The following is a 15,131-nucleotide window of genomic DNA, read 5'->3' as shown; positions in this document are numbered from 1 at the left end:
TTATGCTCCGCGTTTGCCCGCGCGCCTGGCGCGGATAACTTCGATAACGCCGGGCAGCACCGAAATCACGATAATCGCGCCCAGCACCAGGCCGAGGTTGTTTTTCACCACCGGAATGTTGGCGAAGAAGTAGCCCGCATAAGAAAACAGCACTACCCACACCACCGCGCCGATAATGTTGTAGCGGATAAAGCGGCCGTAGTGCATATTCGCCATGCCGGCCACAAACGGTGCAAACGTGCGCACGATGGGCACGAAGCGGGCGATGATGATGGTTTTGCCACCGTATTTTTCGTAAAACTTATGGGTTTTGTCGAGATAGCTGCGTTTGAAGATTTTGGAATCGGGGTCGGCAAAGAGCTTGGCACCGAAATACTTGCCGATGGTGAAGTTGGCCGCGTCGCCGATAACCGCTGCCGCAATCAGCAGCAGCACCATCGTATGAATGTTCATTTCACCGACGGCGGCGATGCCGCCTGCCGCGAACAGCAGCGAATCGCCCGGCAGAAACGGCGTAACCACCAGCCCGGTTTCGCAGAAGATAATCAGAAATAAAATACCGTAAATCCACGCACCGTATTGGGCGGCCAGTTGGGCGAGGTGCTGGTCGATATGCAGGATAAAGTCGATAACCGCTGAAATGAATTCCATTTGAAGTGTGCTTTCGGGGTGTTTTTTTAAAGGCAGGCCGTCTGAAAATTACCCGGCTGTGTTTCAGACGGCATAAGCGGGCATAAAGTTCATTATTCTAAGTGAAAATGCCAAGCTGTGCCAAACGCCGCTGCTTGCTGCCGTTTGTTGAAACAACGTACAATGCGGTGTTTTGAAAGCCGCGTAAAACACACCGTGAACCAGCTGATTTTTGACTTTGCTGCCCGCGATTACCCGTCGTTCGACAAATTTCTGGGCACGTCTAACGCCGAGCTGCTGTATATGCTGCAACAGGCGCACGGGCAGTTTGTTTATGTGTGGGGGCAACAGGGTTCGGGCAAGAGCCATCTGTTGCAGGCATGGGTGGCGCAGGCTTTGCAGGCGGGCAAAACCGCCTTGTATGTTGATGCCGAAAACACCCCGCTGAACGAAGCGGTGCTTGAAGCCGAATATCTGGCGGTGGATCAGACAGACAGGCTCGACAGCAGCGGGCAGGCCGTGCTGTTTGAAATTTTCAACCGCTTCCGCAACAGCGGGCGCGGTTTTTTGCTGCTCAGCGCCGATGTGCCGCCGCACGGGCTGACTGTGCGCGAAGATTTGCGCACCCGCATGGGCTATTGCTTGGTTTACGATGTCAAGCCGTTGAGCGATCAAGAAAAAATCGATGCATTAATGAGTATGGCCGCTGCCCGCCAGATGGTGGTCGAACCCGAAATCTTCCGCTATCTGCTCAACCATTGGCGGCGCGACACCGACAGCCTGATGCAGATGCTCGACACCTTAGACCGCTACGCCGTTACGGTGGGCAAACGCATCACCCTGCCGCTGCTGCGGCAGCTTCTCAAGGAACAAGCATGAAAAACCTCGCCATTTTCGATTTGGACAACACCTTAATCAACACCGATTCCGACCACTCGTGGCCGCAATACCTGATTCGGAAAGGCGTGGTCGATGCCGAATACACCCGCGCCCAAAACGACAAATTCTACCGCGACTACCAAAACGGCTGCTTGAACATCGATGAGTTTCTGAAGTTCCATCTGGAGCCGCTCAGCCGTTTCAGCAAGGAAGAGCTGGCTGAAATGCACCGCGAATTTGTGGCGGAGTTTATCGCCCCGCATATTTCGCCCATGCAGAAAATGCTGGTGGAAAGCCACCGCAATGCGGGCGACGAACTGCTGGTGATTTCCTCTACCAACGAATTCATCATCACCCCCATCTGCCACCTGTTCGGTATCGAAAATATTATCGGCACACAACTGGAAACCGGTTCAGACGGCCGTTACACCGGCAATTATGTCGGCACGCCCAGCCTGAAAGAAGGCAAAATCACCCGCCTGAACGAATGGCTGGCCGCACGCGGCGAAACGCTCGCAAGCTACAGCAAAACCTATTTTTACAGCGATTCCAAAAACGACCTGCCGCTGCTGCGGCTGGTGAGCGACCCGGTGGCCGTCAACCCCGACGGAGTGTTGCAGCAGGAGGCCGAGGCTCAAGGCTGGCCTGTGTTGAACTTCAAATTTTAAAAGGCCGTCTGAAAAATGCCCCGCTTCAAGCCCGTTGTCATCACCGCCACCGCGCCGAACCGCGAAGAAGCCGAACGCATCGGCCTCCTGTTGCTCGAAAACGGCCTTGCCGCCTGCGTGCAATATGAAAACATATTCAGCCGATATGTGTGGAACGGTGAGTTGTGCGGGGAAGAAGAAATCCGCATCGTGATTAAAACCGCCCGCTGCCATTACAGGGCGGTGGAAAAAACCATTGTGCGCAACCACAGCTACGATTGCCCGCAAGTGCTGATGCAGCCCGTGCAGGGCGGTTTTCTGCCGTATTTGAAATGGATGAAGGCGCAGCTGGGGCTGTAGGCGCCTGTTTCTGTTTATCCCGCCGATATGAACGCTACCGTCGAAATCCATCCCTTGCCCCCGTTTCTGCCGGCCAACGCCCGGCTGCTGATGCTCGGCTCGTTTCCGCCGCCGCGTGCGCGCTGGAAAATGGATTTTTATTATCCGAATTTTCAAAACGATATGTGGCGGGTGTTCGGGTTGGTGTTTTTCGGCGATAAAGATTATTTCGTCGAAGCGGGCGGCAAGGCGTTTAAAGAAAGCTTGCTGCGGGAGTTTTTGGCCGGTAAGGGCGTTGCCATCAGCGACACGGCGCATAAGGTGCGGCGTTTGCAGGGGAATGCGGCGGATAAGTTTCTGGAAATTGTCGAGCCGGTGGATCTGGCGGGCCTGCTGGCGCGCATTCCGTTGTGCCGAACCGTGATGACCACGGGCGAATTGGCTACGGATACCTTGCTTGCTTTGATGCCGTCTGAAACCGCCAAGCCGAAAATCGGAGAATACGCCGAAACGGTGTTCGGCGGGCGGAGTTTGCGTTTGTACCGTCTGCCGTCGTCGTCGCGGGCATATCCGCTGGCATTGGAGAAAAAGGCGGAAGCCTACGGGCGTTTTTTCAGGGAAATCGGCTTGTTGTGAAGCGGGCGGTTGAAAGCCTGCGCCATACCCGTGAAATGCCCAATCATCGTCATACTCGGGCCAAGCCCGATCATGAAGCAGGTTTTTTTTAGGTGTTGAAATAACTTGCAAAGCTATCAGGCCGTCTGAAAACGCCGGCATTTGCTTCAGCCGCCATGCAGCCGCCCGTTTTCTATCCGCCGGATTTCGTCGCCCAGCGCTTCGGCATCGGCGGCATCGTGGGTAATCAGTATCATCGGAATACCGCTTTGTTGCTGCAGTTGCAGCAGTTCCCGGCGGGTATGGCGGCGCAAATCGGCGTCGAGTGCGGAAAAGGGCTCGTCGAGCAGCAGCAGTTTCGGCTGCACAATCAGGGTGCGCGCCAATGCGGTGCGCTGTTTCTGGCCGCCTGAAATTTCGTGCGGATAACGGTCGGCAACGTGGCCAAGCTGCAATAAATCGAGCCAGCGGCGCACGTTTTCAGACGGCCTTTTGGGCGGGTTACGCCAGCCTGCCTGCATGCCGAAAGCGATATTCTGGCTCACGGTTAAGTGCGGAAACAGGGCGTAGTCTTGAAACATCAGCCCGGCGCGGCGCCTGCGCGCGGGCAGGTTGCAGCCGTTGCCGAACCAGGTTTCGCCACCGATGCGGATATGCCCGCCGTCGGGCTTCAGCAGCCCGGCAATCAGTTGCAGCGTGAGGCTTTTGCCCGATCCCGAAGCCCCCAGCAGCACCAGTTTTTGCGCGTCGGATTGCAGGCGGATATCGAGCGGAAACGACGGCAGTTGTTTGCGGATATTGATGTCGAACAGCATCAGCCCCTCCCGTCGCGCGCGCGCGCCAGCCGGCCGACTGCCAGCAGAATCACGATGCACACCGCCGAAACCAGAACCACCAGGCCGTTGGCCAGCGCATCGTCGCCCGCCTGCACGGCTTCATAAATGGCGATGGAAAGCGTTTGCGTCTGCCCCGGAATGCTGCCGGCAATCATCAGCGTGGCGCCGAATTCGCCCAAGGCGCGGGCAAACGCCAGCAGCACGCCGGCGAGTATGCCGCGCCAGGCCAGCGGCAGGCTCACGCGGAAAAATACCGCCCACGCGCCCAACCCCAACACGCCCGCTGCCTGCTCGAGCTGCGGGTTCACGCTTTCAAAGGCCGCCCGCGCGGGTTTGAATACCAGCGGAAACGTTACCGCCGCCGCCGCAAGCACCGCCCCCTGCCAAGTGAAAATCAGATTGATGCCGAACGTTTCGCGCAGCCAGCCGCCGAAAGCGCTGTTGCGCCCCAAAAGCACCAATAAATAATAGCCGAGCACGGTGGGCGGCATCACCATCGGCAGCGTGAGCAGGGTGTCGAGCAGATTGCGGCCGGCAAAACGCCAACGTGCCAGCGCAAAGCCCGTGGCGGTGCCGAGCAATACGTTTAACATGGTTGCCAGAGCGGCCACTTTCAGCGAAAGCAGCAGCGTAACGGTTAGGGATTCGGTCATTTTTAAGGCGTGTGGTTATCGTGTGGCCGTCTGAAAAAACGCAGATGTGCAAGGCGGGCATTGCTGCCCGCCGTTTTATAGCAAAACCACTTGTTTAATAACAGTTCCGTCATACTCGGGCTTGACCCGAGTATCCCAAATTTTTGAAATTCAAGATACTCGGGTCAAGCCCGAGTATGACGTGTGTACTTTTTATTAAGTTTATTCACTATAGTATTTGCCTAAGGCTTTTTAAACCCGTATTTGTTCAGTACCGCACGCCCTTTGGGCGAGAGTACGTAAGCTGCAAAACGTTTGGCTTCCGCCGCCGCCTTGCTCTGCTTGGTTACGGCAATCGGGTAGGAAACAGGCTTTTCGGTGGGCACGGTTTTCAGCACCTTCACTTTGTCTTTCATCAGCGCCGCATCAGTGTTATACACGAAACCCGCATCCACTTCGCCGCGTGCCACATAGTCGAGCGACTGGCGAACATGCTGGGTGGTAATGATTTTCGGCTGCAGGGCCTGCCACAAACCGGCTTTTTCCAACACGGCCTTGCTGTAACGGCCCACCGGCACGCTGGCGGGGTTGCCCAAGGCGATGCGGTCGAAGCGTTCGCTTTCTAAATCGCCCAGTTTGTTGATACGCAGTTTGCTGTTAAGCGGTGCGGCAATCACCAATGAATTAAGCGCGAAATCACGGCGGGTTTTGGTGTCGATAACGCCTTCTGCGGCGGCCTTATCCATGGTTTCCTGATCGGCAAACGCCAAAATATCCACCGGCGCGCCCTGCAGCACCTGTTGCAGCAGCGTGCCCGAAGCGGCAGTGTTCAGCCGGATTTTGTCTTGCGGATACTGCTTCTCATATTGGGCGGCGATTTCTTTGAAAGCATTGCTCAAGCTGGCGGCGGCGGAAACGGTGATTTCGGCGGCAGAAGAGTAGGGGGCGGTAACGGCCAGTAACGCGGCCAAAACGGCCGGGCGGATTTTCATCATGTTTAAACCTTTATCAATGGTTGTTGCAGTCGGAATAAAAACGGGAGGGTTATAGCACCGTTTGCAGGCCGGTATAAGCATTCCTGATAACTACTACCAAAGAACTATTCAAAATGACGGCTGATCCGGATTATGACGGCAGCGGCGGCTTTAACCTGCAGAAACGGTAATCTCTGCTAATCATATCGGGTAATCATTGCGGCCTCGGGTTTTCGTGTAGAATCCGAACCGTTACCACTCTGTTTGCCGTTTCAGACGGCCTTTTTTAACATGATTACGATTTTGTATTTCGGCGTATTGAAACAGCAGCTGAATACCGCGCAAGAATCTGTCGAATGGCAGGGCGGAACGGGTGAAGATTTGCTGGCGCTGTTGAGGGGGCGCGGCAGCGAATGGGAAAGCGCGTTGGCTCCCGGGCGGATTTTCCGCTTGGTTATTAACAAAAAAATCAGCGGCTGGGGCGATACCGTGCCCGACGGAGCCGAAATCGGCCTGCTGCCGCCGGTAACGGGAGGCTGACGGTGCAGCCCGTTATCCGTGTCCAGCATGAAGACTTCAGCCTGCAACAAGAATACCGCACCCTGCTGGACGGCGGCGGCAATATCGGTGCGGTGGCCGCCTTTGTGGGGCTGGTGCGGGACCGCGACACTGCCACGCCTTTGTCGCACCTGTTTTTGGAGCATTACCCCGAAGTAACCGAAAACGAAATTGCGCGTATCGTTGAAACAGCCTCACAACGCTGGCCGCTGGCCGCCTGCACCGTGATCCACCGCGTGGGCAGGCTGGCGGCAGACGAACAGATTGTGCTGGTTCTGGCCGCGTCGGCACACCGTAAAGCGGCGTTTGCCGCCGCTGAATTCATCATGGACTATTTAAAAACCGAAGCGCCGTTTTGGAAAAAAGAAACTTTTTCAGACGGCCTCGAACGCTGGGTGGAAGCCAAGCAGAGCGACACACTCGCTAAAGAAAAATGGGAGGGGCAGACATGAAAATCAGCGCACTCATTATGGCGGGCGGAGAAGGCCGCCGCATGGGCGGGCAAGACAAAGGCTTGGTTGAGTGGCAGGGAAAAGCCTTTATCGATCATGTTGTCGGCAACCTGAAAGAACAGGTGGGCCATATAGCCGTGAGCGTTAACCGCAATATCGAAGCCTATGCCGAGCGTGCGCCCCATGTGTTTGCCGATGCCCGCCAATGGCAGGGGCTGGGGCCGCTGGCCGCCCTCAGCACCGCCGCCAGCGACGTGCGCCTGACCACGGTAGATTGGCTGTTGATCGTGCCCTGTGACACCCCGAATCTGCCCGATGATTTGGTGATTACCTTTCTGATGGATGCGCAAGATTATCCCGCCACCGCCGCCTTCTATGCCGAAACCGACGCGCAGCCGCATTACAGCATTATGTTCGTGCGCCCGCAGCTGCTGCAAAGCACCGTCGATTACCTCTACACCGGTATGCGCACCCTGCGCGGCTGGCTCGAACAGCAGCACGCCCGCCCCGTGCATTTTCCCGACGAGGCCGCCTTTTCCAACTATAACTCACCGCAAGATATGGAGCCGACATCATGTTAGATTTCGACACCGCCCGCCGCAGCCTGCTCGACAGCCATACCTGCACGCTTGGCAGCGCCAACCTTACATTGGGCGAAGCCGCCAACCGCGTGCTTGCCGCCCCGCTTGCCGCCCGCCACCCCTCGCCGCTGTTCGACAACAGCGCCATGGACGGTTACGCCGTGTGCGATCCCGAAGGCCGTCTGAAAACCTTTACCGTTACCGGCCGCACGCAGGCGGGCGATGCTGCGGCCGCCCCGTTGCAGGCAGGAGAAGCCGTGCGCATTTTCACCGGCGCGCCGCTGCCCGCAAACGCCACTGCCGTAGTGCCGCAGGAAGAAACTGAAACCGACGGCGGCACGCTCACCGTAACCGCCGCCGTCAAACCCGGACAGCACATACGGCGGCAGGCTGAAGAAATCAGCGTCGGCCAAGAGCTGTTGGTTAAAGGCAGCAAGCTCAACGCCGCCGCCCTCGGCCTTGCCGCCTCGCAAGGCTACGACCGCGTGCCCGTGTTCGACAAACTCAGCGTAATCGTATTTTCCAGCGGCAACGAAATTACCGAACCGGGCATGCCGCTGGAAGACGGTAAAATTTACGATGCCAACCGCTATATGCTGATTTCATGGCTGCAGACGCGCGGCGCGCAAGTGATGGACGGCGGCATCCTGCCCGACGACTTGAACCGCACCGAAACCGCCTTGTCCTACGCAGCCAAAAAATTCGACGTGATTGTTACCAGCGGCGGCGCATCGGTGGGCGAGGCCGATTATCTGAAACAGGCCATAGAAAACACCGGTTCGCTTACCACCCACACACTCGCCGTCAAACCCGGCAAGCCTTTTGCCTGGGGGCATATCGGCAACGCCAAAGTATTCGTTCTGCCCGGCAACCCCGTGGCCGCCTTCGTTACCGCCTACCTGCTGCTGCTGCCCGTGCTCAATAAACTGATGGGCAAACAGGAACGCAACTGGACTTTGCCGAAGATCACCGCCAAAGCCGCGTTTTCCACCCGCAAAGCCATCAGGCGCCGCGAATTTCTGCGCGTGGGCATCCGAATCGACGATAACGGCGAAACACAGGCCGTGTTGCTGCCAAACCAAGGATCAGCCATGCTCGGCACCTGCCTGACTGCCGAAGCCTTATGCGAAGTTCCTGCCGGGCAGACGGTAGCCGAGGGCGATACGGTAACGCTTTACCTGCTTCCTGCCTGAATCGTCGGGTAAAACAAACGCCGGGGAAACTGCCGTTTGTTTTACCCGAAAGTGTTTTCAGACGGCCCGGATCTTTATCCGAGGCCGTCTGAAACGTTTGAATATCGTTATCGGCTTCACAGGTCCGCCGCTCCTTAAGGCCACAGCCAAGCCCATACCTTGCGTTTTTCGCTTTGCAGAATCATAAACGTGCGGCAGGCGGAGGCGGTGGACATACATTCCAAGCCCACGCCCTCGGCGGCCAACCGGGCGGCGGTTTTCGGGTGCAGAAACACCTGTTTTTCACCCGTACCCACCAACACCACTTCAGGCAGGCCGCCGTATTCGGAGGCCGTCTGAAAAAAGTCTTCCGCCGAAAGGCCGGCGGGTTCGGCTTTGGCGGGGTTGCCGATGTGCCCGCCGGCGAGCACGACGGCCTGCGTATAAACCTGTCCGTCGATTTCGATTCTGCCCGGCGCATAAGCCGTAACCGCAGCCTGCCCTTCGGGGCGTGTTTCTTCGATCAGCATAGAACTGTTCCAATCCGTTAAAAAGATGCAGAAAAAGCCGTTTTCAGGTAGGATTACGGTCTTTTCGCCAAGCATTGGCGCTTTGAAAATACTAACATACAACGGCTCAAGGAGACAGAATGAAGCCAGTGAACATCGGGATTTTAGGGTTGGGCACCGTGGGCAGCGGCACCGCCCGCGTGCTGCAGGATAATGCCGCAGAAATCAGCCGCCGCCTCGGGCGCGAAGTCAATATTTCGGCCGTGTGCGATTCGAGCGAAGAAAAAGCCCGCGCCGTCTGCCCCGCAGCCGTTTTTGTGAAAGACCCGTTCGAGCTGGTGCAGCGCGCCGACGTCGATGTGGTGGTGGAGCTGTTCGGCGGCACCGGCGCGGCCAAAGACGCGGTGCTCGAAGCCATCGGAAACGGCAAGCACATCGTTACCGCCAATAAAAAACTTTTGGCCGAATACGGCAACGAAATTTTTTCGCTGGCCGAGCAGAAGAACGTGATGGTGCAGTTTGAAGCGGCCGTTGCGGGCGGTATTCCGATTATCAAAGCCCTGCGCGAAGGCTTGGCGGCCAACCATATCCAATCAATCGCGGGCATCATCAACGGCACCAGCAATTTCATCCTCACCGAAATGCGCGAAAAAGGCAGCGCGTTTGCCGAAGTGCTGAAAAAAGCGCAGGAATTGGGCTACGCTGAAGCCGACCCGACTTTCGATATCGAAGGCCACGATGCCGGCCACAAAATCACCATTATGAGCGCGCTGGCTTTCGGCACGCCCGTTAACTTCAACGCCTGTTATCTCGAAGGCATCAGCAAGCTCGACAGCCGCGACATCAAATACGCCGAAGAACTGGGCTACCGCGTGAAACTTTTGGGCATCACCCGCAAAACCGCCAAAGGCGTGGAATTGCGCGTGCATCCCACCCTGATTCCCGAGTGCCGCCTGTTGGCCAATGTAAACGGCGTGATGAATGCCGTGCGCGTTGATGCCGATATGGTGGGCGAAACCCTGTATTACGGTGCGGGCGCAGGCGCGCTGCCGACCGCCAGCGCGGTGGTGGCCGACATTATCGACATCTGCCGCCTGATTACCGCCGACCCCGGCAACCGCGTGCCGCATCTGGCTTTCCAGCCCAGCCAGGTCAAAGCGCAGCCCATGCTGCCGATGGACGAAATCACCAGCAGCTATTACCTGCGCGTGCAGGCCAAAGACCAGCCGGGCGTGCTCGGCCGGATTGCCAACCTGTTGGCCGAAGAAAACGTTTCTATCGAGGCGCTGATTCAAAAAGGCGTGCTCGACGGCAGCTTGGCCGAAATCGTGATCCTGACCCACAGCACGGTTGAGAAGCATATCAAAACCGCCATTGCCGCTATTGAAGCGCTCGATGTAGTGTATGCGCCGGTGGTGATGATCCGCATGGAGAGCCTGCATGGCCGCAACGGATAAACCCGCAGCGCCCGAACCCGCGCCGGACGAGCAGCGCCGCAAAGCCCGCGCCAAAATCCGCACCATACGCATTTGGGCGTTTGTGGTGCTGGGGCTGTTTGCCGGCTTCGGCCTGCTTTCCAACTGCGCCCTGTCGAAGCCCAAAGCCAAGCAGGCGATTGTGGATTCGTGCGTGAAAAACGTGCCTTTTTCCGAAAAATGGCAGGCCGATTTGAAAGCCGCCGGCTTGGAAGGAAAGTCGGAACAGTTTATCGAAAGCTACTGCATCTGCATGTGGGATGAGCCGTTGGAAAAACTGAGCGAAAAGCAAATCCAATCGTTCAGCAAAATCAGCCCGCAGGAACAGCTCGAACTGCTCGGCGGTGCGGAAGCCTTTGAAGCACGCGACAGACAGTGTGTGGCGGGGCTGGAGAAGTTGAAATAATGTGCCGGCACCAAAGCGGTTATAAAGGCAAATTAGAAACTTTTTAAAACCCGTTCAGGCCGTCTGAAAAATATTTTTGCCGCCATTTCTGTATAAGCAGGAATGGCGGCAAATAAATTATGGCGGGGAGTACTTGTTTTTATTATGTTGTTTAGGGGCTGTTGGCGCACACTCTTTCAAGAACACTTCCGCTGAGAAACGGTTTTCTGCCTACTGCGCCGTATTCATCAGCCGCACTGCTTTCAGACGGCCTTCGTGCGGTTCTGCCAACCCGATAAAGGCGCCGTTTTCGCGATAGACGCGCAAGGGCAGGCCGGCGGTTTGGCTGTCGAACAGCGGGCGTTGGCCTTTTTGCAGCATATAGGCGGCTGGTTCGCTGATAACGGTTGCAGGCAGGTGCCGGACCAGCGCGTCGCACGGCAAAAGCAGTGCGTCGCGTTCGGCTTCGCTTAAGGCTTCGAGCGCTTCGAGGGTGTGGCTTTGGGCGATGGTGAAGCCTGCGGTTTCGGTGCGGCAGAGGGCGGTGAGGTGGGCGAAGGTGCCGGTGTGTTTGGCGATATCTTCGCTGAGGGTGCGGATATAGGTGCCTTTGCTGCAACGCACGTCAATCACGGCCTCGGGCGGGGCGAACGAGCGGATGTTGATCGAATAGATTTCGATGTCGCGCGCTTTGCGTTCGATGGTGATGCCTTTGCGGGCGTATTCGTAGAGCGGTTTGCCTTCGTGTTTCAGCGCCGAAAACATCGGCGGCACTTGGCGGATTTTGCCCGTTAGCGCGCGGCAGGCCGTCTGAAAAGCGGCCGGGCTGATATTTGCGGGCGCGGTGGCAACGGTTTCGCCTTCGGCATCGCCCGTGGCGGTGGCTTCGCCGAGTTTCAGCGTGGCGGTGTAGGCTTTGTCGGCATCGAGCAGGTATTGGGCGAATTTGGCGGCTTCGCCGAAACACACGGGCAACAGGCCGGTGGCGAGCGGATCGAGCACGCCGGTGTGCCCCGCTTTTTCGGCGCGGTAGAGGCGGCGGGCTTTTTGCAGGGCGGTGTTGCTCGACAGCCCTTGCGGTTTGTCGAGCAGCAGCACGCCGTTTACGGGGCGTTTGGGCGGTTTGTGCATACGGGGTTTCGGTGTGTTGCGGAGAAAGGGCGGTGTTTCAGACGGCCTTGGGGCGGTTGCGGTTTCCGTTCAGTCTTCCACCGGTTTTTCCGCCGCAACCTGTTCAATCAGATGTGAGATGCTCATGCCGCGTTCCAGCGATTCGTCGTATTTGAAATGCAGTTCGGGTATGCGGAACAGCTTGATGCGTTTGCCCAATTCGCTGCGCAGATAGCCTTTGGCGTGTTCGAGCGCATCTTCGGTGATTTCGCGGGTGGCATCGTCGAGCACGGTGTAGTAAACGGTGGCGTGGCTGTAATCGCGGGTAACCTCTACTTCATTTATGGTGATGAAACCGGCGCGCGGGTCTTTCAAACCTTTGCGCACCAGCTCGGCCAGCTCGCGCATAATCTGTTCTTTCACGCGGTCTTGGCGGGCGTAGCCCCGTTGGGGTTTTCTCATGGACTTATCCTTTAAATCAATGATGCCGTCTGAAAAAAGTTTCAGACGGCCTGATATTCAACCGGCGCCATTATAGCTTATAGTGGATTAAATTTAAATTGAGACAAGGCGGCGAGCCGCAGACAGTACAGGTAGTACGGAACCGATTCTGTTGCCGCTTCAGCGGCTTACAAAATCGTTCTCTTTGAGCTAAGGCGAGCCAACGCCGTATCAGTTTAAATGTAATCCACTATGTTTCTCTTTCAGACGGCCTGAAAAAGCGGTAGGCTTAGACATACTCAACAATAAAACAGGGGCTTCGCCATGAATCAACCTATCAGAATCGGCCTGGCCGGTTTCGGCCTTTCCGCCAAAGTGTTCCACCTGCCGTTTTGGCGGGCGGACGGGCGTTTTAAAGTGGTGCGCGTGTTGCAGCGTTCGGGCAACTCGGCGCAGGAAGTGCTGCCCGAAGCCGAAATCGTGCGCAATTTCAGCGGCCTGTTGGCAGACGATACGGATTTAATCGTGATTACCACGCCCAACCAAACCCATTTCGAGTTTGCCAAACAAGCCATGCTGGCGGGCAAGCACGTGGTGGTGGAAAAGCCGCTGTGCGCCACCGCAGCCGAAGCGCGCGAACTGGCAAAGCTGGCCGACAAGCAGGGCGTGGTGCTGGCGGTGTATCAGAACCGCCGCTGGGACGCCGCGCCGCTAACCGCCAAGCAGCTGCTTTCAGACGGCCTGTTGGGCGATATTGTAGACTGCGAAATCCGTTTCGAGCGTTACGCCGAAGGCTTAAACCAAAAAGGCTGGAAAGAAACCGGCGAGGCGGGCGTGGGTTTGGTGTACGACTTAGGCTCGCATCTGGCCGATATGGCGGTGGATTTGTTCGGCCTGCCGCAGGAAATCTATGCCGACGTGCGCTACCAGCACGAAGGCGCGGTGAGCGACGATAATTTTCAAATGCTGTTTTATTACCCCGACGGTAAAAAAGTTTCGCTGACGGCGGGCAAATATATGCGCGAACCGTTGCCGTTTATGGCTTTGCACGGCAAACGCGGCTCTTATGTGAAACAGAACGCCGACAATCAGGAAACCCTGCTCGCCGCAGGCGCCGCGCCCGAAGGCAGCTGGAACCGCGAACCCGAATCGGAATGGGGCATTCTGCACACGAAAACCGCCGAAGGAAACGTGGTCCGCCAACGTTTTGAAGGCTTGCGCGGCGACTACGGCGCGTTTTACCGCAACCTTTACGATGTGCTGGTTAACGGTGCCGGATTGGCGGTGAAACCGCAGCAGGTGGCGCAGGTTTTGGAACTTCTGGAAAAGGCTTATCAGAGTGCCGAAAGCAAGGCACGGGTGAAGGTTTGATTTTGTTTGTATAAATATTAGCAGGCCGTCTGAAACTTTCAGACGGCCTGCTTGCCGGACAGGGTAAAACCGGATTATTCGGGAATGCGCAGTTTTTGGCCCGGGTAGATTTTATCGGGATGGCTCAACATGGGTTTGTTGGCCTCGAAGATTTTCATATATTTGTTGGCATCGCCGTAGTATTTTTTAGAAATGGCCGACAACGTGTCGCCTTTCACCACGTCGTGATATTGCGCTTCGGCGGCGGCGGGATATTGCAGGTTGTTTTGCACGCCCGAAACGCCGGTTACGTTGCCTGCCGCCAAAACGGCTTTTTCGGCGGCTTCTTGCGAAGGCGCGCTGCCGTTCAGGGTTACTTGGCCGCTGGCACCGTCGAATGCTACGCTCAAACCGCTCAGCCCCAGATTTTGTTGTTCGATATAGCTTTGGATGGCCGCCGCCGCTTTGGCGTTGAGGTCTTCCGCATTGGCTGCAGCGGCAGCCGCTACTTCCTGTTCGTCTTTGCCGAACAGTTTTTCGCCGGCATTTTTAATGAAGCTGAATAAGCCCATGTTTTGCTCCTAAAAATATGGTTGGAAAATCCGTATATAGTCAATCAGATTAATTTTTAATACAAGGCAGCAAGCCGCAGACAGTACAAGTAGTACGGCAAGGCGCTGCAACGCTGTAGTAAAAGTTAAGTTGATTGACTATAAACGGGCGGCATTATGATACTGCATTATTGCCGCGCTTAAGATAAAGATGTTGCCCGACCGTTGCAGATATTACCCGCTTTTACAAATTCAGACGGCCTCTTGGCAATATTGTTACAATAGTGCGTGTTTTATACCTAACCAACGGCCATGAACGGCGACATCACCCTGCTAACCTTATTTCTGCTCGGCTTTTTCGGTGGCAGCCATTGCGTGGGCATGTGCGGCGGATTAAGCAGCGCGTTTGCCCTGCAACTGCCGCCGCATATCAACCGTTTCTGGCTGATTGTGCTCTTGAATGCCGGGCGCGTTTCCAGCTATGTGCTGATCGGCGTACTGGTGGGTCTGCTCGGCCAAATCGGGATTTCGCTCGACCAAACCAGCCGGCTGCAAAACGGCCTGTTTGTGGCGGCCAATGTTTTGCTGCTGCTGCTGGGGCTTTATCTGGCGGGTTTGTCTTCGTGGGCGGTGAGGGTCGAATCGCTGGGCAAGTCGGTGTGGAGGCGGCTCAACCCGCTGCTGAACAGGCTTCTGCCGATACGCAGCGTGCCGGCCTGTTTCGGTGTGGGAATGCTGTGGGGCTGGCTGCCGTGCGGTTTGGTGTACAGCGCGTCGCTCTATGCTTTGGGCAGCGGCAGTGCGGGGCAGGGCGGTTTGTATATGTTGGCTTTTGCGCTGGGAACGCTGCCCAACCTGCTGGCGATGGGGTGGTTTGCAGCGCAGTTAAAAAACGTGTTGCAGCAAAAACCGCTGCGTTTGGCGGCGGGTTTGCTGGTGGCTGCCTGGGCGGTCTGGCAGTTGGCGGTGTTTTTTCAGGCCGTCTGAAAGCGTGT

General features: G+C 56.8%; 20 protein-coding genes. 12 read left to right on the top strand and 8 right to left on the bottom strand.

All coding sequences use genetic code 11. The features are described 5' to 3' along the window. Nucleotides 1-651 (bottom strand): DedA family protein, encoded by a 651-nt coding sequence (locus tag Q3970_RS03285; protein ID WP_303099179.1) that lies wholly within the window; start codon nt 649-651, stop codon nt 1-3. A gap of 195 nt (nt 652-846) precedes the next feature. Here Q3970_RS03285 and hda point away from each other — a divergent pair, with 195 nt between their 5' ends. Genes hda through Q3970_RS03265 form a run of 4 tightly spaced genes read left to right on the top strand, consistent with a single transcriptional unit; the run spans nt 847 to nt 3,131 of the window. Next, a complete protein-coding gene (hda, locus tag Q3970_RS03280; RefSeq protein WP_303099219.1) occupies nt 847-1,509 on the top strand; it encodes a DnaA regulatory inactivator Hda in 663 nt (220 codons plus the stop codon). Beyond that, nucleotides 1,506-2,177 (top strand): HAD family phosphatase, encoded by a 672-nt coding sequence (locus tag Q3970_RS03275; protein WP_303099178.1) that lies wholly within the window; start codon nt 1,506-1,508, stop codon nt 2,175-2,177. The genes hda and Q3970_RS03275 overlap by 4 nt, the downstream gene beginning before the upstream one ends. 15 nt (nt 2,178-2,192) lie before the next feature. Then, a complete protein-coding gene (cutA, locus tag Q3970_RS03270) occupies nt 2,193-2,516 on the top strand; it encodes a divalent-cation tolerance protein CutA (protein WP_303099177.1) in 324 nt (107 codons plus the stop codon). A gap of 27 nt (nt 2,517-2,543) precedes the next feature. Then, on the top strand, nt 2,544-3,131 hold the full coding sequence (locus Q3970_RS03265) for a uracil-DNA glycosylase family protein (protein WP_303099176.1): 588 nt from the start codon (nt 2,544-2,546) through the stop codon (nt 3,129-3,131). Nucleotides 3,132-3,277: 146 nt separating this feature from the next. Here Q3970_RS03265 and Q3970_RS03260 read toward each other — a convergent pair whose 3' ends face one another. The 3 genes from Q3970_RS03260 to modA all read right to left on the bottom strand — a co-directional run bounded on the left by Q3970_RS03260 (nt 3,278) and on the right by modA (nt 5,570). Next, nucleotides 3,278-3,925: a sulfate/molybdate ABC transporter ATP-binding protein gene (locus tag Q3970_RS03260; RefSeq protein WP_303099175.1), complete on the bottom strand. Its 648-nt coding sequence runs from the start codon at nt 3,923-3,925 to the stop codon at nt 3,278-3,280. After that, nucleotides 3,925-4,599: a molybdate ABC transporter permease subunit gene (gene modB / locus Q3970_RS03255; protein WP_303099174.1), complete on the bottom strand. Its 675-nt coding sequence runs from the start codon at nt 4,597-4,599 to the stop codon at nt 3,925-3,927. Before modB ends, Q3970_RS03260 begins: the two co-directional genes overlap by 1 nt. A gap of 221 nt (nt 4,600-4,820) precedes the next feature. Then, entirely contained in the window at nt 4,821-5,570 is a 750-nt protein-coding gene (gene modA, locus Q3970_RS03250; RefSeq protein WP_303099218.1) for a molybdate ABC transporter substrate-binding protein, read from the bottom strand. Nucleotides 5,571-5,843: 273 nt separating this feature from the next. Between modA and Q3970_RS03245 the strand changes: the two genes are divergently transcribed. The 4 genes from Q3970_RS03245 to glp are packed head-to-tail and all read left to right on the top strand — an operon-like array spanning nt 5,844 to nt 8,336. Next, nucleotides 5,844-6,092 (top strand): MoaD/ThiS family protein, encoded by a 249-nt coding sequence (locus Q3970_RS03245; protein ID WP_303099173.1) that lies wholly within the window; start codon nt 5,844-5,846, stop codon nt 6,090-6,092. 2 nt (nt 6,093-6,094) lie between these two features. Continuing rightward, complete coding sequence (locus tag Q3970_RS03240) at nt 6,095-6,562, top strand: molybdenum cofactor biosynthesis protein MoaE (RefSeq protein ID WP_303099172.1); 468 nt, start codon at nt 6,095-6,097, stop codon at nt 6,560-6,562. Beyond that, complete coding sequence (gene mobA, locus Q3970_RS03235) at nt 6,559-7,143, top strand: molybdenum cofactor guanylyltransferase MobA (protein WP_303099171.1); 585 nt, start codon at nt 6,559-6,561, stop codon at nt 7,141-7,143. The genes Q3970_RS03240 and mobA overlap by 4 nt, the downstream gene beginning before the upstream one ends. After that, entirely contained in the window at nt 7,137-8,336 is a 1,200-nt protein-coding gene (glp, locus tag Q3970_RS03230) for a gephyrin-like molybdotransferase Glp (protein ID WP_303099170.1), read from the top strand. The genes mobA and glp overlap by 7 nt, the downstream gene beginning before the upstream one ends. A gap of 134 nt (nt 8,337-8,470) precedes the next feature. On the opposite strand, the gene Q3970_RS03225 is transcribed toward glp, so the two are convergent. Beyond that, complete coding sequence (locus Q3970_RS03225; RefSeq protein ID WP_303099169.1) at nt 8,471-8,845, bottom strand: Mth938-like domain-containing protein; 375 nt, start codon at nt 8,843-8,845, stop codon at nt 8,471-8,473. 119 nt (nt 8,846-8,964) lie between these two features. On the opposite strand from Q3970_RS03225, the gene Q3970_RS03220 reads away from it, so the two are divergent. After that, nucleotides 8,965-10,281, top strand: coding sequence for a homoserine dehydrogenase (locus Q3970_RS03220; RefSeq protein ID WP_303099168.1), 1,317 nt, complete (start codon nt 8,965-8,967; stop codon nt 10,279-10,281). After that, entirely contained in the window at nt 10,265-10,705 is a 441-nt protein-coding gene (locus Q3970_RS03215) for a hypothetical protein (protein WP_303099167.1), read from the top strand. The genes Q3970_RS03220 and Q3970_RS03215 overlap by 17 nt, the downstream gene beginning before the upstream one ends. A gap of 210 nt (nt 10,706-10,915) precedes the next feature. Here Q3970_RS03215 and truB read toward each other — a convergent pair whose 3' ends face one another. Both truB and rbfA read right to left on the bottom strand, forming a co-directional pair. Next, the gene (gene truB, locus Q3970_RS03210; RefSeq protein WP_303099166.1) at nt 10,916-11,815 is read right to left on the bottom strand and encodes a tRNA pseudouridine(55) synthase TruB; all 900 of its coding nucleotides are present in this window, start codon (nt 11,813-11,815) and stop codon (nt 10,916-10,918) included. A 69-nt stretch (nt 11,816-11,884) separates the two neighbouring features. Beyond that, on the bottom strand, nt 11,885-12,256 hold the full coding sequence (gene rbfA, locus Q3970_RS03205; RefSeq protein WP_303099165.1) for a 30S ribosome-binding factor RbfA: 372 nt from the start codon (nt 12,254-12,256) through the stop codon (nt 11,885-11,887). 303 nt (nt 12,257-12,559) lie between these two features. On the opposite strand from rbfA, the gene Q3970_RS03200 reads away from it, so the two are divergent. After that, complete coding sequence (locus tag Q3970_RS03200) at nt 12,560-13,606, top strand: Gfo/Idh/MocA family oxidoreductase (RefSeq protein WP_303099164.1); 1,047 nt, start codon at nt 12,560-12,562, stop codon at nt 13,604-13,606. Nucleotides 13,607-13,680: 74 nt separating this feature from the next. Here the strand turns inward: Q3970_RS03200 and lysM are convergent, their stop codons facing one another. Next, a complete protein-coding gene (gene lysM / locus Q3970_RS03195; RefSeq protein ID WP_303099163.1) occupies nt 13,681-14,157 on the bottom strand; it encodes a peptidoglycan-binding protein LysM in 477 nt (158 codons plus the stop codon). 291 nt (nt 14,158-14,448) lie between these two features. Between lysM and Q3970_RS03190 the strand changes: the two genes are divergently transcribed. Then, entirely contained in the window at nt 14,449-15,123 is a 675-nt protein-coding gene (locus Q3970_RS03190) for a sulfite exporter TauE/SafE family protein (protein WP_303099162.1), read from the top strand. The last annotated feature ends 8 nt before the right edge of the window (nt 15,124-15,131 follow it).

Source organism: Neisseria sp. (assembly GCF_030530745.1).
Taxonomy (GTDB): domain Bacteria; phylum Pseudomonadota; class Gammaproteobacteria; order Burkholderiales; family Neisseriaceae; genus Neisseria.
This window is presented reverse-complemented; position numbering and strand designations above follow the sequence as displayed.